At 64.5% G+C, this 22,345-nt stretch carries 18 protein-coding genes and 2 pseudogenes; 4 read left to right on the top strand and 16 right to left on the bottom strand.

The features are described 5' to 3' along the window. Positions 1-27 precede the first annotated feature (27 nt). Positions 28-858 (bottom strand): 4,5-DOPA dioxygenase extradiol, encoded by an 831-nt coding sequence (gene ygiD, locus AB7F11_RS08980; RefSeq protein ID WP_428290379.1) that lies wholly within the window; start codon positions 856-858, stop codon positions 28-30. A gap of 187 nt (positions 859-1,045) precedes the next feature. On the opposite strand from ygiD, the gene AB7F11_RS08975 reads away from it, so the two are divergent. Beyond that, positions 1,046-2,446, top strand: a complete 1,401-nt coding sequence (locus AB7F11_RS08975) for a polyhydroxyalkanoate depolymerase (protein WP_428290380.1) — start codon at positions 1,046-1,048, stop codon at positions 2,444-2,446. Positions 2,447-2,493: 47 nt separating this feature from the next. Next, a complete protein-coding gene (gene rsxB, locus AB7F11_RS08970) occupies positions 2,494-3,150 on the top strand; it encodes an electron transport complex subunit RsxB (RefSeq protein WP_428290381.1) in 657 nt (218 codons plus the stop codon). On the opposite strand, the gene AB7F11_RS08965 is transcribed toward rsxB, so the two are convergent. The 7 genes and pseudogenes from AB7F11_RS08965 to meaB all read right to left on the bottom strand — a co-directional run. Then, positions 3,147-4,649 (bottom strand): methyl-accepting chemotaxis protein, encoded by a 1,503-nt coding sequence (locus AB7F11_RS08965; protein WP_428290382.1) that lies wholly within the window; start codon positions 4,647-4,649, stop codon positions 3,147-3,149. The genes rsxB and AB7F11_RS08965 overlap by 4 nt on opposite strands. A gap of 29 nt (positions 4,650-4,678) precedes the next feature. After that, positions 4,679-4,966, bottom strand: coding sequence for a hypothetical protein (locus tag AB7F11_RS08960; RefSeq protein ID WP_428290383.1), 288 nt, complete (start codon positions 4,964-4,966; stop codon positions 4,679-4,681). Between the two features lie 132 nt (positions 4,967-5,098). Then, positions 5,099-5,599: a VOC family protein gene (locus tag AB7F11_RS08955; RefSeq protein ID WP_428290384.1), complete on the bottom strand. Its 501-nt coding sequence runs from the start codon at positions 5,597-5,599 to the stop codon at positions 5,099-5,101. Between the two features lie 3 nt (positions 5,600-5,602). Beyond that, entirely contained in the window at positions 5,603-6,139 is a 537-nt protein-coding gene (locus AB7F11_RS08950; RefSeq protein WP_428300734.1) for a class I SAM-dependent methyltransferase, read from the bottom strand. Between the two features lie 134 nt (positions 6,140-6,273). After that, the gene (locus AB7F11_RS08945; RefSeq protein ID WP_428290386.1) at positions 6,274-8,322 is read right to left on the bottom strand and encodes an acetyl-CoA carboxylase biotin carboxylase subunit; all 2,049 of its coding nucleotides are present in this window, start codon (positions 8,320-8,322) and stop codon (positions 6,274-6,276) included. A 105-nt stretch (positions 8,323-8,427) separates the two neighbouring features. After that, entirely contained in the window at positions 8,428-9,960 is a 1,533-nt protein-coding gene (locus tag AB7F11_RS08940; RefSeq protein ID WP_428290387.1) for an acyl-CoA carboxylase subunit beta, read from the bottom strand. A gap of 25 nt (positions 9,961-9,985) precedes the next feature. After that, a pseudogene (gene meaB, locus AB7F11_RS08935) lies at positions 9,986-10,957 on the bottom strand (methylmalonyl Co-A mutase-associated GTPase MeaB); the annotation flags it as partial. Positions 10,958-10,966: 9 nt separating this feature from the next. Between meaB and AB7F11_RS08930 the strand changes: the two are divergent. Further along, positions 10,967-11,443, top strand: coding sequence for a hypothetical protein (locus AB7F11_RS08930; protein WP_428299939.1), 477 nt, complete (start codon positions 10,967-10,969; stop codon positions 11,441-11,443). Positions 11,444-11,491: 48 nt separating this feature from the next. Here AB7F11_RS08930 and AB7F11_RS08925 read toward each other — a convergent pair. Both AB7F11_RS08925 and scpA read right to left on the bottom strand, forming a co-directional pair. Then, positions 11,492-11,701 (bottom strand): annotated as a pseudogene (locus AB7F11_RS08925) (GIY-YIG nuclease family protein); the annotation flags it as partial. A gap of 69 nt (positions 11,702-11,770) precedes the next feature. After that, entirely contained in the window at positions 11,771-13,933 is a 2,163-nt protein-coding gene (scpA, locus tag AB7F11_RS08920; RefSeq protein ID WP_428299928.1) for a methylmalonyl-CoA mutase, read from the bottom strand. Between the two features lie 131 nt (positions 13,934-14,064). Here scpA and AB7F11_RS08915 point away from each other — a divergent pair, with 131 nt between their 5' ends. Continuing rightward, a complete protein-coding gene (locus AB7F11_RS08915) occupies positions 14,065-14,700 on the top strand; it encodes a GntR family transcriptional regulator (protein WP_428289734.1) in 636 nt (211 codons plus the stop codon). Positions 14,701-14,716: 16 nt separating this feature from the next. Here the strand turns inward: AB7F11_RS08915 and AB7F11_RS08910 are convergent, their stop codons facing one another. From AB7F11_RS08910 to AB7F11_RS08885, 6 genes are all read right to left on the bottom strand, one after another. After that, positions 14,717-15,619 (bottom strand): alpha/beta fold hydrolase, encoded by a 903-nt coding sequence (locus AB7F11_RS08910; RefSeq protein WP_428289735.1) that lies wholly within the window; start codon positions 15,617-15,619, stop codon positions 14,717-14,719. Continuing rightward, a complete protein-coding gene (gene dusA / locus AB7F11_RS08905) occupies positions 15,616-16,620 on the bottom strand; it encodes a tRNA dihydrouridine(20/20a) synthase DusA (RefSeq protein WP_428289736.1) in 1,005 nt (334 codons plus the stop codon). The genes AB7F11_RS08910 and dusA overlap by 4 nt, the downstream gene beginning before the upstream one ends. Positions 16,621-16,631: 11 nt before the next feature. Then, positions 16,632-18,344: a YbaL family putative K(+) efflux transporter gene (gene ybaL, locus AB7F11_RS08900; RefSeq protein WP_428289737.1), complete on the bottom strand. Its 1,713-nt coding sequence runs from the start codon at positions 18,342-18,344 to the stop codon at positions 16,632-16,634. 88 nt (positions 18,345-18,432) lie between these two features. Then, positions 18,433-19,170 carry an acetoacetyl-CoA reductase gene (gene phbB / locus AB7F11_RS08895; protein WP_428289738.1) on the bottom strand — a complete coding sequence of 246 codons (738 nt, stop codon included), beginning with the start codon at positions 19,168-19,170 and terminating at the stop codon, positions 18,433-18,435. Positions 19,171-19,231: 61 nt separating this feature from the next. Next, complete coding sequence (locus AB7F11_RS08890) at positions 19,232-20,410, bottom strand: acetyl-CoA C-acetyltransferase (protein WP_428289739.1); 1,179 nt, start codon at positions 20,408-20,410, stop codon at positions 19,232-19,234. A gap of 111 nt (positions 20,411-20,521) precedes the next feature. After that, on the bottom strand, positions 20,522-22,315 hold the full coding sequence (locus AB7F11_RS08885) for a PHA/PHB synthase family protein (protein ID WP_428289740.1): 1,794 nt from the start codon (positions 22,313-22,315) through the stop codon (positions 20,522-20,524). Between the last annotated feature and the right edge of the window lie 30 nt (positions 22,316-22,345).

Raw genomic sequence — 22,345 nt, 5'->3', positions numbered from 1 at the left:
ATCCTGCCACGTGACGTCCTCGCTGGTTCAACCCCAGATCACCGATCGCATGGAAATCGAGGCGCCCTGGAAACCTTCGTTGAAGAAAGTCGGGGCCTCGTCGGCGCTGGCTGCGCCCGCCGCATAGAGCAGCGGCAGGTAGTGCTCCCAGCTCGGGTGTGCCATCTGCGCCACCGAGCCGAGTTGCTGAAAGTCCGCCAGCGAGTCGATGCGCCCGGCAGCGATGTGCTCGGCCGTGACGCGGTCGAACTCGATCGCCCAATCGTAGGCCTGGTCAGCGGAGGCGTTCCAGCGCATGGTGCGCAGGTTGTGAACCACGTTGCCGCTGCCCACAATCAATACGCCCTGCTCACGCAGCTTCGCCAGCTGGCGCCCCACCGCGAGGTGCTCGGCGGCCGGGCGGCGGTAGTCCATGCTGAGCTGGACCACCGGAATGTCCGCTTCGGGGAACATGGGCAGAAGCACCGACCAGGCGCCGTGGTCCAGGCCCCATTCGCCTTCATCGAGCGCCAGCGGCGCACCGCTGCCGGGTTGGCGCACCTGCTCGCTGATGGCCCGCGCCATCGCCGGTGCGCCCGGGGCGGGGTACCGCTGGTCGAACAGCGCCTGCGGGAAGCCGCCAAAATCGTGGATGGTTCGGGGGTTGCTCATGGCAGTGAGCGTCCAGCCGTCGGTGAGCCAGTGGGCGGATATGCACAAAATCAGGCTGGGCCGCGTGCCGCGGGACAGCAGCTCACGACCCATGGCCTGCCATTGGCGCCGCCAGGCGTTGTCTTCGATGGCGTTCATGGGACTGCCGTGTCCCACGAACAATACGGGTTGGTGGGTGATGGTCATGGCTGGTTGGGTATGTGTCATGCGAACTCAGGCTTCATTCTTTCACGAAGGTGACAGGTGAACTCGAAGATAAGGGCCTGTTCACACCATTTTTCCCAGTGCGAATGGGGTGGAAAATAGCGTGAACTGGCCCTAGGTGTTATCACCCTGACAGGGCCTTTGACATGCTGCTATATTGCACTGCAACATAACGAGTCGGTTCTCATCCATGCTGTATCAGATTTACGAAACCCAGCGCTCCATCATGGAGCCGTTTGCAGATCTGGCCGAAGTGGCCGCCAAGCTGTACAGCAACCCCATGCTGCCGCTGGCCCAGCTGCCCGGAGCCCAGCGCATCTCCGCCGGCTACGACCTCATGCACCGTCTGGGCAAAGATTACGAAAAGCCCGTGTTCGGCATTCATACCGTGAACGTGGATGGCGTGGAGGTCGCGATCCACGAACGCATCGAGATCGACAAGCCGTTTTGCGAGTTGCGCCGTTTCAAGCGCTTTTCAGACGATACCGACACCCTGGCCAAGCTCAAGGGGCAACCCGTGGTGCTGATCGTGGCGCCACTCTCAGGTCACTACGCCACCCTGTTGCGCGACACGGTCCGCACCATGCTCAAAGACCACAAGGTCTACATCACCGACTGGAAAAATGCGCGACTGGTGCCCTTGGCCGATGGGTCGTTCCACCTCGACGACTACGTGAACTATGTGCAGGAGTTCATCCGCTACCTGCAAAAAGGCTACGGCAATTGCCATGTGATCAGCGTCTGCCAGCCCACCGTGCCGGTGCTGGCGGCTGTCTCGCTGATGGCCAGCCGGGGCGAGACCACACCCTGGTCCATGACGATGATGGGCGGCCCGATCGACGCGCGCAAATCGCCCACGGCGGTGAACAACCTGGCCACGCAGCGCAGCCACCAGTGGTTCGAGAACAACGTGATCTACCGCGTGCCGGACAACTTCCCTGGCGCGGGCCGTCGCGTGTACCCCGGCTTCCTGCAACACACCGGCTTTGTGGCCATGAACCCCGACCGCCACGCCAGCAGCCACTACGACTACTTCAAGGATCTTGTCAAAGGCGACAACGAGAGCGTGGAGAGCCACCGCAAGTTCTACGACGAGTACAACGCCGTGCTTGACATGGACGCCGACTACTACCTTGAAACGATCGAGACAGTGTTCCAGGATTTCAAGCTGGTCAACGGCACCTGGGATGTGAAAGACGAGGCCGGCGAGCAAGAGCGCGTCCGCCCGCAGGACATCACCCGCACCGCCCTGCTCACCATCGAAGGTGAACTGGACGACATTTCCGGCTCGGGCCAGACCGCTGCCGCGCACCAGCTCTGCACCGGTATCGCCAAGTCCCACCGCATGCACTACGAGGCGCCGGGCGCCGGGCACTACGGCATCTTCAGCGGCCGGCGCTGGCGCGAGATGGTCCACCCCGTGGTGAAGTCCTTCATCCGTGCGCACCAGCCCGACACGGCCACGGCCACGGCCAAGCCCACCACTGCCAAAGCGCCAGCGCCAGCGCGTGCTGCGCGCAAGGCGGTGCCGGTCAAGAAGGCCGCCGCGGCCAAGCCAGCGGCCAAAAACCGCAAGTCCGCCCGGGTCTGAGGGCGCAGCGCGGTCCGCCAGGCTGCGCCGCCGTTATATTGACGGCCATGAACGAACTGGCCCGGCGCATCGACGCTGCCCTGCCGCAGACCCAGTGCACTCGCTGCGGCTACCCCGACTGCGCCAGCTACGCCCAGGCCATCGCGGCGGGTGAGGCTGGCATCAACCAATGCCCCCCGGGCGGCGCGGAAGGCATGGAGCGACTGGCCGCCCTCACCGGCAAACCCCCTGTCGCACTGGATCGAAAATTCGGCATCGAAGGTCCGCTGACCGTGGCCGTGATCGACGAAGACTGGTGCATCGGCTGCACTCTTTGCATCCAGGCCTGCCCCACCGATGCCATCCTGGGCACGCACAAGCGAATGCATACCGTCGTGGAGCCCTATTGCACCGGGTGCGAACTCTGCCTGCCGGTGTGTCCGGTGGACTGCATCTCGCTGGAAGTGGTGAGCGGGGAGCGCACCGGCTGGCAGGCCTGGACGCCAGAGCAGGCGCGCCAGGGGCGCGAGCGCTACGCCAGTCGGCAGGTGCGCCTGGCGCGGGAAAAAGTGGAACACGAGACAAGGCTGGAAGCCAAGGCCCGGGACAAACTGGCCCATCTGCCTGAGCATTCACGCATCACGGACCCGGCGATGCTGGACAAGAAGCGCGCCGTGATCGAGGCCGCACTGGCCCGGGCGCGGGCGCGCCGTACGCCAAGCTAGGCAGTCACCGTCTTGTACACGCCGCAACCCACGTAGAGATCGTCGACCTTCACCACATAGGACATCTTGCCCTGGATGGCACCGGAGACCGGGTTGGCGATGTCGTATTCCACCCAGCCTGCTCCCACCTCTGCCTGGTCCACGATGGCGCTGAGCAACGCCGCGCCGTCGGCGCCCGCAATGTCCTGCACCCGGCTGCCCACTTTCTCCGGTTTGCCGCCAAAGGCGCGGTACACCCCGTCGCGGTCGAGCGCGAACACATACATGTCGCGATCGTGAAAGCCTCTGGCCGGCTCGGTGAGCTCGCGCACAAATGCTTCGCGTCCGCGCTGCTGGCGCATCGTCAGAGCGCGGTCCACCAATGCCATGGCTTCCTCGGCCGTGCCTTGCTGGAGCATGAAGGACGACACCGCTCGCGCGAGATGCGCCGCCCGCTGCTCGAGCTGATCGGCCTGCGCTACGGCACGCTCCACCATCTGCGCGTTGCGCTGGGTGATGGCATCGAGCTGCGTCACGGCAGAAGAAATTTCCTTCAGCCCGGAACTCTGTTCGGCGCTGGAGGCGGAAATGAGCGACATGTTGGCCGCCACGCCTCGCACGCCGCTCACGATCTGGCCCATGCTGTTGCCAGCCGTGCGCATGCGCGCCACGCTGGTTTCCACCTGCGTGCGCGAAGCTTCGATCAACTCCCGGATCTCGCGCGCTGATGCCGAAGAGCGTTGCGCCAGCGTGCGAACCTCATTGGCCACCACGGCAAAACCTCGACCCTGTTCGCCAGCCCGCGCGGCCTCCACGGCGGCGTTGAGCGCCAGGATGTTGGTCTGGAAGGCGATGCTGTCGATCACGCCGATGATTTCGTTCATCTGCTGGGCGCCTTTCTGGATGCCCTCCACCGAGTCAACCGCTCGACCCATGGACTGCGCGCCTGACTCGGCCACGTCGCGCACCTGGGCGGCCTGCTGGTCAGACTCGCCAGCGGTCTGGGCATTCTGCTGCACGGTGCTGGAGAGCTGCTGCACACTCGCGGCGGTCTGTTCCAGATTGGCGGCCTGCTGTTCGGTTCGATCGGCCAGGTCGCGGTTGCCGGCCGCCATACTGCGGCCGGCATGGGCCACCAGTGCGGAGTTGCTGCGCACCTCGGCCACCATGGCGGACAGGTTGGCGGCCACGTGCTCCACGAGTCGCCCGAGATCGGTCAACTCGTCACGCCCTCGAATCTGCATGGAGGAGCGCAGGTTGCCAATGGCGGTCTGTTCCATGGCTTGCCGCACCTGGCGGAAATCGGCCATGAAGCTGATGTGAAAAGCCAGCAGGAGGTAGGCGAGCAAACCCAACCCTCCTCCGGCAAGGAGCATCACACCGATGCTCCCGGGCTCCACCAGCAGCACGGCCGTCAATGGCCACGCGGCGGCCGCGGCCAGCACCAGCAACTTGCTGCGCAAGCGCAGGCGGCGCATGAGCCAGATGCCCGGGAAGAAAAGAAACGGAATGGCGGACATTGGGGGCGGCTCCTGGTTGCCTGGGTCGCTCAATGGATGCCGACAATGCCGGATCGCTGGCTCAAAAAGTGCCGGAACAACTCCACCGCCATGGCCCGCAGGGTGTCATCGGCCATGTTGTGGCCGTGGGAAATCTGCTCCAGCGCGTAGCGACGGTCGCAGGCCATCAGAGCGCGGCTCACGCACATGCCCTGGCTGGACATCCGCAGGCAGAACCTCTCCAGCAAGGCGTCAGGCCAAGGCTCGGCCTGCCCCTGGCCGCGCCATGCAGACGCGGGAAAATGATCAACATTGGTCGGCTTGGCGGACGTTTCCATGGCACGCTCCTGCAACTGGGTGGCAGAGCCCTGCGCACGGCTGGACCCCGAGGCCACGAGCGTACGTCGCCCTCAACGGCCGCATAGCGACAAAAAGGCCCGGAAAAGCCGCCTTGCTCCGGGCTTGCCAGGTCAGCCGGGCTGACTCTCCAGCCGGCCAAAGGCGGCCACCACCTCAAGTGGCGCCTGCACCAGTTCCACCAGCACGCCTTCGCCGGCGATGGGGAACTCCTCATTGGCCTTGGGGTGCAGGAAGCAGATGTCGAATCCCGCCGCGCCCTTTCGGATGCCGCCCGGTGCGAACCGAACCCCCTGCGCGCTGAGCCATTCCACCGCCTGCGGCAGCCGATCGATCCACAGGCCCACATGGTTGAGCGGCGTGGCGTGCACCGCAGGCTTCTTGTCGGGGTCCAGCGGCTGCATCAGGTCCACCTCGACCTTGAAGGGTCCGCTGCCCATGGCGCAGATGTCCTCGTCCACGTTCTCGCGCTCGCTGCGGAAGGTGCCGGTGATTTCGAGCCCCAGCATGTCGACCCACAACCTTTGCAGGCGTTGCTTGTCGGGGCCGCCGATGGCGATCTGCTGGATGCCCAGCACCTTGAAGGGACGATGGGAGGTTGGCGACTGGACCATGAATCAGTGAACTCCGTGGATGAACCCCGGTGTGCGCTCCAGCGACCAGACGGTGGCCGGGGGCAGGTTGGCCCAGACCGACGCCGCACGGCGCCAGTGCCAGCCCGGGGGAATGTGGTTGAACGGCCGCAGGTGCGGCGCTGCATAGGTGTACTGGATCAGGCGCGAGCCCGGCTGGCGCGCAATGAGCGAGAACATGGCATCAATGCACTGCTTCGCTTCTTCACGGGGCATGGACAGCAAGGGCAGCGAGGACACCAGCGTCACTGGCGAGCGTGCCTCGATCGGCAGGGCATGCAGGTTGGAGGCGCAGTGATTCAGCACCTCCAGCGAGGGAAAAGCCCGTCGCAGCAAGCGGGCAAAGTCGGCGTCGCGTTCGATCACCACAAAGCGCTCAGGCGTGATCCGAGCGTCTGCGAGGGCGCGGGTGATCGCACCCGTTCCGGCACCCACCTCGATCAGCACCGAAGGCTGATCTCGCTGGACTTCATCGGCGATGGCCCGCGCCAGCGCCTTGGAGGCGGGTGCAATCGCACCCATCCGGCGCGGATCGCGCAAACACCCCAGGGCAAACGCCAGACCGTGCCGCATAGAACCCCTTCGAAGCCTCAATGCTCCGTAGGGTATCCCATTTCCGGGGCACCGTCCGTATCGGGATGTGGCCAGGGAAAGGCTCATTCAAATTCAACGATGGGCTGGTCGACGATGAGCGACTCACCTTTCGCTGCCAGCACCTTCGAGACCACACCATCTGCCGCTGCGAAGAGCACGTTCTCCATCTTCATGGCCTCAATCACGGCCACGCGTTCGCCGGCCTGCACCTTCTGGCCAGGTTGCACCGCCACATCCACCAGCAGGCCCGGCATGGGCGAGAGCACATATTTGCTCATGTCGGCGGGGGCTTTGAAGGGCATCAGCGCGTGCAGCTCGCCCATGCGCGGCGAGACCACCATGGTCTCGATGCGCGTGCCGTTGTGCTGAACCACCAGCGCCAGCGGGTTGCGCGGCGTGCCACGCTCGACCTGGACGGTGAAAGGCTCTGCGTTGCAGATGCCGGTGACGCAGATATCGTTCAGGCGTGAAGGGCTGGAGAGCGCGTACCTCTTGCCGTCCACGGTCACCACGGCGGAACCGAGCTGCCCAACCACCTCGTCCACGTGCACGGGGCGGTAGGTGTGCTGCCCGTCACTGCTCAGCACAACGACGCAGAAATCATGTCCGACCTTGACGCCATAGCCCGGCAACTGGCCCGACAGGCCGGCAGCGCGTTCGCGCGACTTGCGCCGCACGAAGGCGGCCAGCGCGACGAGGAAGTCCGGGTCGCTGTGCGGCACGTCTTCCGCGCGAAAACCCTTCGAGTAGTGCTCGGCGATGAAGCCGGTGTTGAAATCACCGGTGATGAATTTCGGGTGCGCCAGCAGCGCCGCCTGGAACGGGATGTTGCTGCTGATGCCTCGGATCACGAAACCATTGAGCGCCTCGCGCATCTTGGCAATCGCCTCCGTGCGGTCCTTGCCGTGCACGATGAGCTTGGCGATCATCGAGTCGTAGAACATGGGAATCTCGCCACCGTCCTGCACGCCGGTATCTACCCGTACGCCGTGCAGCGCCTCCGTGTTCGCCTGGAACATGGACTGCGCGGGAGGTACAAAACGCACCAGCCGCCCGGTGCTGGGCAGGAAGTTGCGAAACGGATCCTCGGCGTTGATGCGGCATTCGATCGCCCAACCCTCGCGCTTGACCTGGTCCTGGGTCAGCGGCAGCTTTTCACCGGCCGCCACCCGGATCATCAGCTCCACCAGGTCCAGCCCGGTGATGCACTCCGTGACCGGGTGTTCCACCTGGAGGCGGGTGTTCATTTCAAGGAAGTAGAAATCCTGGTCCTTGCCGACCACGAACTCCACCGTGCCCGCGCTCTGGTATTTGACCGCCTTGGCCAGGGCCACGGCCTGCTCGCCCATGGCCTTGCGGGTGGCATCGGAGATGAAAGGCGACGGCGCTTCCTCGATCACCTTCTGGTGGCGGCGCTGGATGGAGCACTCGCGCTCGTTGAGGTAGATCACGTTGCCATGTGAATCGCCCAGCACCTGGATCTCGATGTGGCGCGGCTCCTGCACGAATTTCTCGATGAAGATGCGGTCGTCACCAAAGCTGTTGCGCGCCTCGTTGCGGCAGCTCGTGAAGCCTTCAAGGGCCTCCTTGTCGTTGAAGGCCACGCGCAAGCCCTTGCCGCCGCCTCCTGCACTGGCCTTGATCATCACCGGGTAGCCGATGTCCCTGGCGATCTCCACAGCGCGTTCGGCAGATTCGATGGCGTCGTTCCAGCCCGGAATGGTGTTGACGTTGGCCGCGTTGGCCAGCTTCTTGGAGGCGATCTTGTCGCCCATGGCGGCAATGCTGAAATGCTTCGGTCCGATGAATGCCATGCCCTCGTCTTCCACGCGCTTGGCGAAGGCTTCGTTTTCCGACAGGAAGCCATACCCGGGGTGGATGGCCTGGGCGCCGGTCTTCTTCGCGGCCTCGATGATCTTGTCGGCCACCAGGTACGACTCGCGAGAGGGTGCCGGACCAAGCAGCACGGCCTCGTCGGCCAGTTGTACGTGGCGAGCTTCCTTGTCGGCCTCGGAATACACCGCCACGGTGGCGATGCCCATCTTCTTTGCGGTGGCGATCACGCGGCAGGCGATCTCGCCACGGTTCGCAATCAGGATCTTGGTGAACATCTTTGCTTCCTTCTTCCAACCGTTCGGGCTGAGCCTGTCGAGGCCCGGCACTGACCAGTCAACTTGTGTGATAGCCCTTCGACAAGCGCAGGGCGAACGGGGGGTCTACAGCGGAATGTTTCCGTGCTTGCGCCACGGGTTTTCCAGTTTCTTGTCCTTCAACATCACCAGAGAACGGCAGATGCGCTTGCGCGTTTCGTGCGGCAGGATCACGTCGTCGATGAAGCCGCGCGCGCCCGCCACGAAAGGGTTGGCAAATCGGGCCTTGTACTCGGCCTCGCGCTGTGCAAGCTTGGCCGGGTCTTTCTTTTCCTCTCGGAAGATGATTTCCACGGCGCCCTTGGCGCCCATCACCGCAATCTCGGCGTTGGGCCAGGCGAAGTTCACGTCGCCGCGCAGGTGTTTGGAGCTCATCACGTCGTAGGCGCCGCCGTAGGCCTTGCGCGTGATCACGGTGATCTTGGGCACGGTGCATTCAGCGTAAGCGTAGAGCAGCTTGGCGCCGTGTTTGATGATGCCGCCGTACTCCTGGCTGGTGCCAGGCATGAAACCGGGCACATCGACAAAAGTGACGACCGGAATGTTGAAGGCGTCGCAGAAGCGCACGAAGCGCGCGGCCTTGATGGAGCTCTTGATGTCCAGGCATCCCGCCAGCACCAGCGGCTGGTTGGCCACGATGCCGACGGTCTGGCCATCCATTCGGGCGAAGCCGATCAGGATGTTCCTGGCGTACTCGGGCTGGAGCTCGAAGAAGTCGCCATCGTCCACCGTCTTGACGATGAGTTCCTTCATGTCATAGGGCTTGTTCGGGTTATCGGGCACCAGGGTGTCCAGGCTCAGCTCCATGCGGTCGATCGGGTCGCCGCTCGGACGCACAGGCGCCTTTTCGCGATTGTTCAGTGGCAGGTAGTTGTAGAGGCGGCGCAGCATCAGCAGCGCTTCCACGTCGTTTTCGAACGCCAGGTCGGCCACGCCGCTGCGGGTGGTGTGGGTGATGGCACCACCCAGTTCCTCCGCCGTCACTTCCTCGTGCGTCACGGTTTTCACCACCTCGGGACCCGTGACGAACATGTAGGCCGAGTCCTTCACCATGAAGATGAAGTCGGTCATGGCCGGTGAGTACACCGCGCCACCGGCCGAAGGACCCATGATCATGCTGATCTGCGGCACCACGCCACTGGCCATCACGTTGCGCTGGAACACGTCGGCATAACCACCCAGAGAGGCCACGCCTTCCTGGATGCGGGCGCCGCCCGAATCGTTCAAGCCGATCACCGGTGCGCCCACCTTCATGGCCTGGTCCATCACCTTGCAGATCTTCTCCGCGTGCGCTTCAGAGAGAGCGCCACCGAACACCGTGAAGTCCTGGCTGAAAACGAACACCAGGCGACCGTTGATCATCCCGTAGCCAGTGACCACACCATCGCCAGGAATCTTGTTGTCCTGCATGCCGAAGTCGGTGCAGCGGTGCTCGACAAACATGTCCCATTCTTCGAAAGTGCCCTCATCCAGCAGCACCTCCAGACGCTCGCGCGCACTCAGCTTGCCCTTGGCGTGCTGAGCGGCAATGCGCTTCTCGCCGCCACCCAGCCGGGCCGCAGCGCGCTTCTTCTCCAGTTGTTCCAGGATGTCCTGCATTTTTGTGCTCCAGAAGAGAATGGTTTCAGTCAAAAAGGTCGAGCAGTCGGCGCGCGGCGGTGGACGCGGGCAACTGCCCCGCCAACACTTGCTGCGTGATGCCGTCGAGCTGGGCGCGCACCTGCGGGTGCGATCGGAAACGATGCTTGAGGCCGGCGTCGATGCGCTCCCACATCCAGGCGCGAGCCTGTTGCTGGCGTCGCGTGACCTGGCGACCATTGTCGGTCTGCAACTGCCGGAAGCGAGACACCTCCGACCAGAAAGCGTCCACTCCGCGCCCGAGCAGTGCGCTGAGCTGGATCACCTGTGGCTGCCAGAGCGCCAGGTTGTGGTGGGCGTGTTCGGGGTGACCCTGCAGGCCGAGCAGGCGCAATGAAGATGTGATCTGTGCCCGGGCGCGTGTGGCCGCGTCGGGATCGAGATCGGCCTTGTTGATGACCACCAGATCCGCCAGCTCCATCACACCCTTCTTGATCGCCTGCAGATCGTCTCCGGCGTTGGGCAACTGCATCAGCACGAACATGTCGGTCATGCCGCTGACCGCTGTCTCGCTCTGGCCCACGCCCACGGTCTCGACGATCACGATGTCGTAGCCCGCCGCCTCGCACACCAGCATGGCCTCACGCGTCTTCTCGGCCACGCCGCCCAGCGTGCCGCTCGAAGGGCTGGGGCGGATGTAGGCTTGCTCGTGCACCGAGAGTTTCTCCATGCGCGTCTTGTCACCCAGGATCGAACCACCCGAGACCGTGCTCGAGGGGTCGATGGTGAGCACCGCCACGCGGTGGCCTTTGTCGATCAGGTACAGGCCCAAGGCCTCGATGAAGGTGCTTTTGCCCACACCTGGCACACCGCTGATGCCCAGGCGAAAGGCCTGGCCGGTGTGCGGCAGCAAGGCGGTGAGCAGTTCGTCGCCCCGAGCGCGGTGGTCGGCACGGGTGGATTCGAGCAGGGTGATGGCTTTGGCGATGGCACGGCGCTGGGTCATGGGGGAGCCGCGCGTGACGTCGTGGGTGAGCCCTTCGACAAGCTCAGGGCGAACGGCCGTATTCCGCTCGGGCTGAACCCCACCCCGCTCTGGCTGAGCCTCACCCCGTTCGGGCTGGGCCTCACCCCGTTCGGGCTGGGCCTCACCCCGTTCGGGCTGGGCCTCTCCCCGTTCGGGCTGGGCCCCACCCCGTTCGGGCTGAACCTCTCCCCGTTCGGGCTGGGCCTCTCCCCGTTCGGGCTGAACCACTCCCCGCTCGGGCTGGGCCCCACCCCGTTCGGGCTGAACCTCTCCCCGTTCGGGCTGAACCTCTCCCCGTTCGGGCTGAACCTCTCCCCGTTCGGGCTGGGCCCCACCCCGTTCGGGCTGAACCTCTCCCCGTTCGGGCTGAACCTCTCCCCGTTCGGGCTGAACCTCTCCCCGTTCGGGCTGGGCCTCACCCCGTTCGGGCTGAGCCTGTCGAAGCCCATCCTCTCCCTGCTTCGACCGCGCCAATAACTGAACCCGCTCCCAGTCCCCAGCGATCAACGCTTCTTTCTTCGCCCGCGACCATCCTTTGATCTGCTGCTCAAAAGCCAACGCGCCTTCGCGAGATTCGAACTCCCCTTGCCAGATCAACTCCACCGGCTTGCGCGTGGCGGTGTAACCCGTGTCGCTGGTCTGGTGCTGCAGCAGACGCGCCTCCAGATCGTCGGTATGACCGGCGTAGTAGGTGCCGTCGCTGCAGCGCAGCAGGTAGACGTGGAAAGGTTTCACGCGCAGTGAGCTGGTGGGGGCTTCGACAGGCTCAGCCCGAACGAAGAAGAAAGGCTGCCACGCACGAGTTCAAACCGCACCCAGTGCTTTCCTGATCTGCTCCAGCACATCCTTCGCACTGGCCGGGATCGGCGTGCCCGGGCCGTAGATGCCCTCGACGCCCGCCTCGTAGAGCATCTCGTAGTCCTGCCTTGGAATCACACCGCCGACGAACACGATGATGTCGTCAGCGCCCTGCTTTTTCAGCTCCGCAATGATGGCGGGCACCAGGGTCTTGTGGCCGGCGGCGAGCGTCGATACGCCCACGGCGTGCACGTCGTTCTCGATGGCCTGGCGCGCGCACTCCTCGGGCGTCTGGAACAGCGGGCCCATGTCGACGTCAAAGCCGAGATCGGCGAATGCGGTGGCCACCACCTTGGCGCCACGGTCGTGGCCGTCCTGGCCGAGCTTGCTGATCATCACGCGCGGGCGGCGCCCCTGTTCTTCGGCGAAGGCGTTGATCTCGGTCTTGAGGGCGTCCCAGCCCTCTGCGGAATCGTAGGCAGCTGCGTACACACCGGTCACCTTTTGCGTATCGGCGCGATGGCGCCCATAAACCTTCTCCAGCGCGTCGCTCACCTCGCCCACCGTGGCGCGCAGGCGAATGGCCTTGATCGACAGATCGAGCAGGTTGCCCTCGCCGCTGTCGGCGGCGGCGGTGAGCGCTTCCAGCGCTGCCTGCACCTGGGTTGCATTGCGCGTGGCCTTGATTTTCTGCAAGCGAGCGATCTGGCCTTCACGCACCGCCACGTTGTCGATGTCACGCGCTTCGATCGGGTCTTCCTTGGCCAGCTTGTATTTGTTGACACCGACGATCACGTCCTTGCCAGAATCAATGCGCGCCTGCTTCTCGGCCGCAGCGGCTTCGATCTTGAGCTTGGCCCAGCCGCTGTCCACGGCCTTGGTCATGCCGCCCATGGCCTCGACCTCTTCGATGATGGCCCAGGCCCTGTCGGCCATCTCCTGCGTCAGAGATTCCATCATGTACGAACCGGCCCAGGGGTCCACCACGTTGGTGATGTGCGTCTCTTCCTGGATGATCAGTTGCGTGTTGCGCGCAATGCGGGCGCTGAACTCGGTGGGCAGCGCGATGGCTTCGTCGAAAGAATTGGTGTGCAGGCTCTGTGTGCCGCCGAACACCGCCGCCATGGCCTCGATGGCGGTGCGCACCACGTTGTTGTAGGGGTCCTGCTCGGTGAGCGACCAGCCCGAGGTCTGGCAGTGCGTGCGCAGCATCAGGCTCTTGGGGTTCTTCGCGTTGAAGCCTTTCATGATGCGCGTCCACAGCAGGCGTGCTGCGCGCATCTTGGCGATCTCCAGGTAGAAGTTCATGCCGATCGCCCAGAAGAAACTCAGGCGCCCGGCGAAGTCGTCCACGTCCATGCCTTTGGCGGTGGCGGTCTTCACGTACTCCTTGCCATCGGCCAGCGTGAAGGCAAGTTCCAAAGCCTGGTTGGCGCCGGCTTCCTGCATGTGGTAGCCGCTGATGCTGATCGAGTTGAACTTCGGCATGTGCTTCGCCGTGTACTCGATGATGTCGCCGATGATCTTCATGGAAGGCTCGGGCGGGAAGATGTAGGTGTTGCGGACCATGAACTCCTTGAGGATGTCGTTCTGGATGGTTCCGCTCAGTTTGTCTTGCGCCACGCCCTGCTCTTCCGCCGCCACCACGTAGCCCGCCAGCACCGGCAGCACCGCGCCGTTCATGGTCATGGACACACTCACCTTGTCCAGCGGAATCTGGTCGAACAGGATCTTCATGTCCTCCACGCTGTCGATGGCCACGCCGGCCTTGCCCACGTCGCCCGTCACGCGCGGGTGGTCGCTGTCGTAGCCCCGATGGGTGGCCAGGTCAAACGCCACGCTGACACCCTGGCCGCCGGCGGCCAGGGCCTTGCGGTAGAAAGCGTTGCTTTCTTCTGCGGTGGAAAATCCAGCGTACTGGCGGATCGTCCACGGCCGTACCGCGTACATGGTGGCCTGTGGACCGCGTATGAAAGGCTCAAAGCCAGGCAGCGTGTCGGTGTGCGGCAGGTGGGCCGTGTCCTCGGCGGTGTACAGCGGCTTGACGCGGATGCCGTCGGGCGTCACCCAGTCCAGCGCGTCCACGTCGCCCCCGGGTGCGGATTTGCGGGCCGCCTGGGCCCAGGCTTCAAGGGTGGCAGGGGCGAATTCGGGCTGTTTCTGGCTCATGGCAGGCGATGGGTGCTGGGGTGTTCAGAACGGCGGCAATTTTACATCATTCATAATTATTGATGCAAAATATTCCCTCTGACTTACAATCCAGGTCGTTTCCACACCGTTTCGATTCCCCTCCCAAGCCCATGTCCGCCGTGTCGCTTTCGCCCCGCGCCCTGTACGAAGAAGTCGCCGAGCTGCTGCGCCAGCGCATCTTCAGCCGCGAGCTGGAGCCCGGGAGCTGGATCGACGAACTCAAGATCGCCGAGGAATACGGCATCAGCCGCACGCCGCTGCGCGAAGCGCTCAAGGTGCTGGCCGCTGAAGGCCTGGTCACCATGAAGGTGCGGCGCGGCGCCTACGTGACCGAAGTGTCGGAGAAAGACCTGGCTGACGTGTACCACCTGCTCTCGCTGCTGGAATCCGACGCCGCCGGCGTGGTGGCCGAGCGGGCGAGCGACGAAGAGATCGCGTCGCTTCAAGCCTTGCACGCTGAGCTGGAATCGGCCGTGGGCGAGCGCGACCGCTTCTTCGCGATCAATGAACAGTTTCACATGCGCGTGCTCGAACTTGCGCGCAACCGTTGGCGCGAGCAGATGGTGGCCGACCTGCGCAAGGTGATGAAGCTGAACCGCCACAACTCGTTGCTGAAAAGTGGACGCATCGAAGAGTCGCTGGCCGAACACCGCGCCATCGTCGCCGCCCTTGGTCAGCGCAATGCCGCACTGACCGTGCAGCGCATGCGTGAGCATTTCGAGAACGGACTGGAAGCCGCCGCCTGAGGCTGCCGACGCTACCTCAGCGCCAGAAGGGGTCGAGCGCCGCCGTGAAAGTCGGCAGGTCTTCGAAGTAAGGCAAGGCGCCTCCCTCCATGGCGTGAAACTGCCAGTTCGGCCGCGCTTCGACCGAGTCTCGCCCCTGGTAATCGGTGAAGTCACCGCGCGTGGACATGCTCACCCATACCGGGCAGGTGAGCGATTCATAGAGCGTGTTGACGTCGGCGCTGAACAGCGCCCCTGAGAGAAAACTCAGCGGTGCGTGATGGGCGCCGGGCTGCCTCGCATTGATCACCGCCTGGCGCCACAGCGTCTCGTCGATCGCGCTGGAGCCAAAGGTGCGCTTCAGAAAATAGCGCACCACGCCCGGTTTGGTGAGCAGGCGAAAAATGCGGTCGCCCCAGCCAGGGCGCGACAGCAGGCGCAACAGCCAGGGTTTGACCAGTGTGGTGCCCGGCGGCCCGTGGCGGCGATCGCGGCGCGAGAAGCCGGTGGGGCTCACCAGCGCGATGCGGCGGATGCTTGCGGGTGCCTCGCTCTGCGCGCGCGCCACGAATTCACTGCCCAGCGAGACGCCGAGCGCATCCACCAGACCCACCTGCAGCTCCTCGCGCATCCAGTCCACCACGGCCAGCACAGCGTCGGTCATGAGGCGGGGGTTGTAGGGGCGGTCACTTCGATCGGAGTGGCCGTAGCCCGGCAGGTCCAGCGCCACCACGTGGCGAGCCACGCGGTGGTGGTTGAAAAGCGGGGCGACTTCGGCCGCCGACGCCGCCGCGTTCACGCTGTGCACCAGCAGCAGGGGCGGTCGACCATCGCCCTGCCCTGGCGGCGGCCCGGCGTGGTACACAGCCACGCGGCCTGCGCCCGTGTCCAGCCATCGCAAGGGTGCTGGCACCGCCGGTGGCAGGCCAGTGGGGGTCATGCGGACGTCACCTCCGCCGGCTCACCTTCGTGCGCACGCGCCATGGCCCAGACCTCGCGCGGCGGCAGCGGCTTCAGCCGGTGGTCGCTCCACACCTGGCGCCACTTGCGCGCGCCACGCAAGCCGTGGCGAAGTCCCAGCATGTGCCGGGCAATCGCGTACCAGGGGCAGCCGTCTTCCAGAAACGCCCGCTCCATGTAGGCCACCATCTGCTCCTCTACCGCCTCGCGCGTCACCGTGGAAGGTGACGCACCAAAAAAGGCCTCGTCCCACTGTATGAGCAACCAGGGGTTGTGGTACGCCTCGCGGCCCACCATCACACCATCGACGTGCTGCAGGTGTTCGCCGATCTGTGCGTTGGTGGTGATGCCACCGTTCACCGCAAAGGTGAGCGATGGAAAGTCGCGCTTGAGCTGGTAGGCGAGGGAATAGCGCAGCGGCGGAATCTCGCGGTTTTCCTTGGGTGACAGGCCTTCCAGCCAGGCGTTGCGCGCATGCACCAGGAACACCTTGCAGCCGGCTTCGCTCACCGTGCCCACGAAGTCGCGCACAAAGTCGTAGCTCTCCACCCGGTCAATGCCGATGCGGTGCTTGACCGTGACCGGAATCGACACCGCATCGCGCATGGCCTTCACGCCATCGGCCACCGTCTGCGGCTCCGCCATCAGGCAGGCGCCAAACGCACCGCGTTGCACCCGCTCGCTGGGGCAACCGCAATTGAGGTTGATCTCGTCGTAACCCCACTGTTCGCCCAGGCGCGCGGCCTTGGCCAGATCATCCGGTTCACTGCCGCCCAGTTGCAACGCCACCGGATGCTCCTCGGCGTTGAATCGCAAATGCCGCTGCACGCTGCCGTGCATGAGCGCACCCGTCGTGACCATCTCGGTGTACAGCAGGGTGTGTTTCGAGAGCAGCCGGTGCAGGTAGCGGCAGTGGCGATCGGTCCAATCCATCATCGGGGCCACCGAAAGCCGCCAGGGCGAGAGCAGGGTCGAGTTCATGGTTTCGATCATCAGGCAGGCGCCCGCGCAACGCCTGCCACCTTCGAGTGTTCCAGCACGTAGCGCGTCATCGACAGGGCAAGCTCTTCTTCGCCCAGGAACACTTTGCCCGCGATTTCCTTTTCCAGGAGGCCCGCCTCTTCTTCACTGTGCGTTCGAATCACGGTCTGGATTGAGGGATTCAGGGTGCGAGCGATGCCGATCATCTGCCTCACGTCCAGCGTGTCGGGGGTCGCGATGACGAGCATGCCGGCTCGCGCAATGTGAGCCTGGATCAGCACCGCCGGGTCTGCGGCGTCGCCAAAGACCGCCGGAATGCCCTGGGCGCGCAACCGCTCCACGATGTCGCGGTTCTGCTCGGCCACGACGTAGGGCAGGTGACGCTCTTCGAGCGCCTCGGCGATTCGCCGACCCACCCGGCCGTAGCCCACCAGCACCACCTGGCGAGACAGGTACTTTTCGTGCGTGGTCACGGGAAGTTCGGCCAGTGGGTCGTCACGCGCCTCCAGCCGGCGAGCGAAGTCGGAGTTCTTGCGCAGCCACTCCTGCAAGGGATGGATGGCCTTGAACAGCACAGGATTGAGCGCAATGGAGATGAGTGCACCCGCCAGAACCAGGCTCGTGCCTTCTGGTGGAAGCAGGCCCAGCGAGGCACCCAGGCCCACCAGAATGAAAGAGAACTCGCCGATCTGCGCGAGGCTGGCCGAGACCGTGAGCGCCGTGTTGAGCGGGTAGCGCATGGCCACCACCAGGGCCGCAGCAGCCGCCGACTTGCCGAGGATGATGATGGCCACGACCGCCAGCACTTGCAGCGGCCGCTCCACGAGCACGATCGGATTGAAGAGCATGCCCACCGAAACAAAGAACAGCACGGCAAAGGCATCGCGCAAGGGCAGCGATTCTTCGGCGGCGCGGTGGCTGAATTCCGATTCCCTCAGCACCATACCGGCGAAGAAGGCTCCCAACGCAAAGGACACACCGAAAATGGCGGCAGCGGCGAAGGCGATGCTCACCGCAGCGGCGACCACGCACAGCGTGAAGAGCTCGCGCGAGCCGGTGCGCGTGACCTGCCAGAGCAGCCAGGGAAACACGCGCCGACCCACGATGAGCATGAGCGCCACGAAGCCACCCACCTGCATCAGCGTGAAGCCCAGCGCGCGCCAGATGGAATCGAGGTCTTCATCGGCCCCCTGGCTGCCAAAGAAACCGGCCAGTGGCGGCAACAGCACAAGCACCAGCACCATGGCCAGGTCTTCCACCACCAGCCAGCCGACCGCGATGCGGCCAGTGAACGAGTCGAGGATGCCCAGGCTCTCCAACGCCCTGAGCAACACCACGGTGCTGGCCACCGAAAGCGACACGCCAAACACCAGCGCTGCGCCCACACCCCAGCCCCACCAGAGCGCCAGGCCCATGCCCATGAGCGTGGCCACCGCCATCTGCACCACCGCACCGGGCAACGCGATCTTGCGCACGGAAAGCAGGTCGGCCAGCGAGAAATGCAGTCCGACGCCAAACATGAGCAGCATCACGCCGATCTCGGCCAGCTGCGAGGCGATACCGGCGTCGGCCACGAAACCCGGCGTGAAAGGACCAATGATCACCCCTGCCACAAGGTAGCCCACCAGCGCCGGCAGGCGCAGCTTGGCAGCCAGGAAGCCGAGCACCAGCGCCAGGCCAAGACCGGCGGCGATGGTGTTGATCAATGAAATGCTGTGGGGCATCGGTCGAATTTACACCACGCCCTTGCGGCCAATGACCGGACAACAAAAAACCCGCCGGAGCGGGTTTCACGGCAGAGCAAGGGGCCATTCACCCCATGTGCAGGCCACCGTTCACCGAGAAATCGGCACCGGTGGCATAGCCGCCCTCTTCGCTGGCGAGCCAGGCGATGATGGAGGCGATCTCGCTGGGCTCACCCAGGCGTTTGACGGGCACGGTGGCCACGATCTTCTCCAGCACGTCGGGCCGGATGGCCTTGACCATGTCGGTGCCGATGTAACCCGGGCTCACGGTGTTCACCGTGACGCCCTTGGTGGCGAGCTCCTGCGCCAGCGCCATCGAGAAGCCGTGCATGCCGGCCTTGGCGGCGGAGTAGTTGGTCTGCCCGGCCTGGCCCTTCTCACCGTTCACCGACGAGATGTTGACGATGCGGCCCCAGCCCTTTTCCACCATGTCGGCCACGACCTGCTTGGTCACGTTGAACATGGAATTGAGGTTGGTCTCGATGACGGCGTCCCAGTCTTCGCGGGACATCTTCAGAAACATGCGGTCGCGGGTGATGCCGGCGTTGTTCACCAGCACGTCGATGGTGCCGTGCTCGGCCTTGGTCTTGGTGAACGCCTCCACCGTGGAATCCCAGTCGCCGACATTGCCGACCGATGCGTAGAAGCTGTAGCCCTGCGCCTTCTGCTCGTCGAGCCATTTCTTGAAATCCCGCGTCGGACCGCAGCCGGCGATGACCTTGAAGCCCTCCTTGTGCAGACGCTGGCAGATGGCGGTACCGATGCCACCCATGCCGCCGGTGACGTAGGCAACTTTTTGACTCATTGTGTGTGCTCCTCTGTGATGCTTTGCGAAATGCAATGGACCTGGTGATTAAACCCAATATTCAGCGCTCGACCGCGAGGGAAACCCCCATGCCGCCACCGATGCACAGTGCTGCCAGGCCTTTCTTGACGTCGCGGCGCTGCATCTCGTGCAGCAGGGTCACCAGGATGCGGCAGCCGGACGCACCGATCGGGTGTCCGATGGCAATGGCACCGCCATTCACGTTCACGCGAGCCGGGTCGATGTCCAGCGCCTTGTTGACCGCACAGGCCTGGGCCGCGAAGGCTTCGTTCAGTTCGAACAGGTCCACATCTGCGGCTTTCCAACCCGCGCGGGCCAGCGCCTTCTGCGAGGCGGGCACCGGTCCCATTCCCATGGTGGCGGGGTCCAGGCCACTGGTGCCAAAGGCGGCAATGCGCGCGAGCGGCTTGAGACCCAGCGTAGCGGCCTTCTTCGCGCTCATCACCATCACGGCGGCGGCGCCGTCGTTGATGCCCGAAGCGTTACCGGCGGTGACCGTACCGGCTTTGTCGAAGGCCGGTCGCAGGCCCGCCAGGGCTTCGGCGTTGGTTTTCTTGTTGATGAACTCATCGGCGTTGAACACCACGGGGTCGCCCTTGCGCTGGGGAATGCTCACGCCCACGATCTCTTCCTTGAACTTGCCGGCGTCCTGCGCGGCACTGGCCTTCTGCTGGCTGCCCAGTGCCAGAGCGTCCTGCGCGTCGCGGCTGATGCCATGTGCCTTGGCCACGTTTTCGGCGGTGATGCCCATGTGGTACTGGTTGTACACGTCCCAAAGGCCGTCGACGATCATGGTGTCGGTCATCTTCCAGTCGCCCATGCGCTGGCCATCGCGGCTGCCATTGAGCACGTGCGGCGACGCACTCATGTTTTCCTGGCCACCGGCGATGACGATCTCGCTGTCGCCCCAGGCCACGGCCTGGGCGGCCAGCATGACGGCTTTGAGGCCGGAGCCGCACACGGCGTTGATGGTGAGTGCCGGCGTTTCCTTGGCCACACCAGCTTTCATCATGGCCTGGCGCGCCGGGTTCTGGCCCACGCCCGCGGCCAGCACCTGGCCCATGATCACTTCACCGATCGCGTCCACCGGCAGGCCGGTGCGGGTGAGCAACTCCTTGATGACGATGCTGCCCAGCTCGGTAGCCGGCGTCTTGGCGAGCGATCCGCCGAACTTGCCCACGGCGGTGCGGGTGGCGGCGACGATGACGATGTCTTCCATGGTTTTCTCCTTGATGCGTTCAAACAATTCCGTTCGCCCTGAGCTTGCCGAAGGGCCTCCAGCGGTGCTGGCGAGGGCTTCGACAGGTTCAGCCCGAACAGTGGGATCCGTTCAGGCTTTGGCTTTCACGTAGCGCCCGGGCGCAGGCTCGATCACTGCATAGGCCTTGCCCTTGCCATAGGCCTTGGGCGCTGCAATCTGTTTGCCCGCCTGAGGCTTGAGCCAGGCGGACCAGTCGGTCCACCAGCTGCCGGGGTGTTCGGTGGCGCTGTCGATCCACTCCTTCACGTCTTTCGGGAACTTGCCCGCCGGACCGATCCAGTGGCTGCGCTTGTTCTTGCTCGCGGGGTTGATCACGCCCGCGATGTGGCCTGAAGCGCCCATGACGAATCGCTTCTTGCCCGGGAATAGCTGCGTGCTGCCATAGGCGCCGCCGATGGGCACGATATGGTCTTCGCGCGAGCCGTAGATGTAGACGGGCAGCTTGACCTGGCGGAAGTCGATCTTCTCGCCGCACACCTTGACCTTGCCCGGCTTGACGAGGTTGTTCTCCAGGTACATCTGGCGCAGGTACCACGCGTAATACGGACCGGGCAGGTTGGTGCTGTCGGAGTTCCAGTACAGCAGGTCGAACGGTGGTGGCGTCTCGCCCTTGAGGTAGTTGCCCACCACGTAGTTCCACACCAGATCGTTCGGCCGCAGAAAACTGAAGGTGGTCGCCAGATCGCGCCCCGGCATGAGGCCACCATCGGCGAACTGCATCTCTCGGTACTTCACGAAGTTCTCGTCGATGAACACATCGAGGATGCCGGTGTCGGTGAAGTCCAGCAGCGTGGTGAGGAAGGTGGCGCAGTTCACTGGCTCTTCGCCGCGCGCGGCCAGCACGGCCAGCGCCGTGCCCAGCATGGTGCCTCCCACGCAGAAACCCAGGGCGTTGATGGTCTCGGCACCGGTGATGTCCTGCGTGACGGCGATGGCCTTGATCACCGCGTCTTCGATGTACTGGTCCCAGGTCTTTTTCGCCAGCGATTCATCGGGATTGCGCCAGCTCACCACGAAGGTGCGGTGCCCCTGTTCCACGCAGTAGCGAATGAGCGAGTTCTCGGGCTGCAGATCCAGGATGTAGAACTTGTTGATGCATGGCGGCACCAGGAGGAAGGGCCGCTCGTAGACCTTGGCCGTGAGGGGCTTGTATTCGATCAGCTGGAACAGATCGTTCTCGAACACCACGGCGCCTTCGGTGGTGGCCACGTTCTTGCCCACCTCGAACACGCTTTCGTCGGTCATGGACACATGGCCCTGCTTCATGTCGTGCAGCAGGTTGGCCATGCCTTTGGCAATGCTCTCGCCCTGGGTCTCGATGGCCTTTTTCTGTGCCTCGGCGTTGAAGGCCATGAAGTTGCTTGGCGCGCTGGCGTCGATCCACTGTTGCACCGCAAAGCGCACGCGGCTGCGGGTCTTGGCGTCGCCCTGCACCGCATCGGCCATGGCCATGAGCGTTCGCGCATTGAGCAGGTAGGACGCGGCCGCGAAGGCCGCCACCGGGTTGCCCGCCCACGCTTCCGAGGCAAAACGCCGGTCGCCGGCCGGCTTGACGTTCGGGCCCTGGTTCCACAGGCCCGCGACCTCCTTGAGGTAGTTGTTCTGGATCTCGAGCAACTGGGCGGGATCAAAGCTCACGCCATGCCCGGCGGCCTGTGTGAACAGATCGCCGATGCCCGCCATGCCGGGCACTGCCGTGGGCAAGGGCATGGCGGTAGGCACCGGCATGCCGAACGGGTTGGCACCGCCTGCGGCGGCACCCGGCATCGCCTGTGCAAGCTGGGTCCATTGCTGGATGAGGTTCTGCTGAAACTGCTGGGCAGATTCCAGCCAGTTGGGAGGGGGGGTCTTGCCCGTTGTCATGCTGGTCTCCGTGGGTGGTGCCTGCGGCCT

This window comes from Hydrogenophaga sp. (assembly GCF_050250835.1).
GTDB lineage: Bacteria > Pseudomonadota > Gammaproteobacteria > Burkholderiales > Burkholderiaceae_C > Hydrogenophaga.
This window is presented reverse-complemented; position numbering and strand designations above follow the sequence as displayed.

What these genes read in the sequence shown, in the direction of transcription:
- ygiD (WP_428290379.1), bottom strand. Translation starts at nt 858, where the DNA reads ATGACACATACCCAACCAGCCATGACCATCACCCACCAACCCGTATTG.
- AB7F11_RS08975 (WP_428290380.1), top strand. Translation starts at nt 1,046, where the DNA reads ATGCTGTATCAGATTTACGAAACCCAGCGCTCCATCATGGAGCCGTTT.
- rsxB (WP_428290381.1), top strand. Translation starts at nt 2,494, where the DNA reads ATGAACGAACTGGCCCGGCGCATCGACGCTGCCCTGCCGCAGACCCAG.
- AB7F11_RS08965 (WP_428290382.1), bottom strand. Translation starts at nt 4,649, where the DNA reads ATGTCCGCCATTCCGTTTCTTTTCTTCCCGGGCATCTGGCTCATGCGC.
- AB7F11_RS08960 (WP_428290383.1), bottom strand. Translation starts at nt 4,966, where the DNA reads ATGGAAACGTCCGCCAAGCCGACCAATGTTGATCATTTTCCCGCGTCT.
- AB7F11_RS08955 (WP_428290384.1), bottom strand. Translation starts at nt 5,599, where the DNA reads ATGGTCCAGTCGCCAACCTCCCATCGTCCCTTCAAGGTGCTGGGCATC.
- AB7F11_RS08950 (WP_428300734.1), bottom strand. Translation starts at nt 6,139, where the DNA reads ATGGGTGCGATTGCACCCGCCTCCAAGGCGCTGGCGCGGGCCATCGCC.
- AB7F11_RS08945 (WP_428290386.1), bottom strand. Translation starts at nt 8,322, where the DNA reads ATGTTCACCAAGATCCTGATTGCGAACCGTGGCGAGATCGCCTGCCGC.
- AB7F11_RS08940 (WP_428290387.1), bottom strand. Translation starts at nt 9,960, where the DNA reads ATGCAGGACATCCTGGAACAACTGGAGAAGAAGCGCGCTGCGGCCCGG.
- scpA (WP_428299928.1), bottom strand. Translation starts at nt 13,933, where the DNA reads ATGAGCCAGAAACAGCCCGAATTCGCCCCTGCCACCCTTGAAGCCTGG.
- AB7F11_RS08915 (WP_428289734.1), top strand. Translation starts at nt 14,065, where the DNA reads ATGTCCGCCGTGTCGCTTTCGCCCCGCGCCCTGTACGAAGAAGTCGCC.
- AB7F11_RS08910 (WP_428289735.1), bottom strand. Translation starts at nt 15,619, where the DNA reads ATGACCCCCACTGGCCTGCCACCGGCGGTGCCAGCACCCTTGCGATGG.
- dusA (WP_428289736.1), bottom strand. Translation starts at nt 16,620, where the DNA reads ATGAACTCGACCCTGCTCTCGCCCTGGCGGCTTTCGGTGGCCCCGATG.
- ybaL (WP_428289737.1), bottom strand. Translation starts at nt 18,344, where the DNA reads ATGCCCCACAGCATTTCATTGATCAACACCATCGCCGCCGGTCTTGGC.
- phbB (WP_428289738.1), bottom strand. Translation starts at nt 19,170, where the DNA reads ATGAGTCAAAAAGTTGCCTACGTCACCGGCGGCATGGGTGGCATCGGT.
- AB7F11_RS08890 (WP_428289739.1), bottom strand. Translation starts at nt 20,410, where the DNA reads ATGGAAGACATCGTCATCGTCGCCGCCACCCGCACCGCCGTGGGCAAG.
- AB7F11_RS08885 (WP_428289740.1), bottom strand. Translation starts at nt 22,315, where the DNA reads ATGACAACGGGCAAGACCCCCCCTCCCAACTGGCTGGAATCTGCCCAG.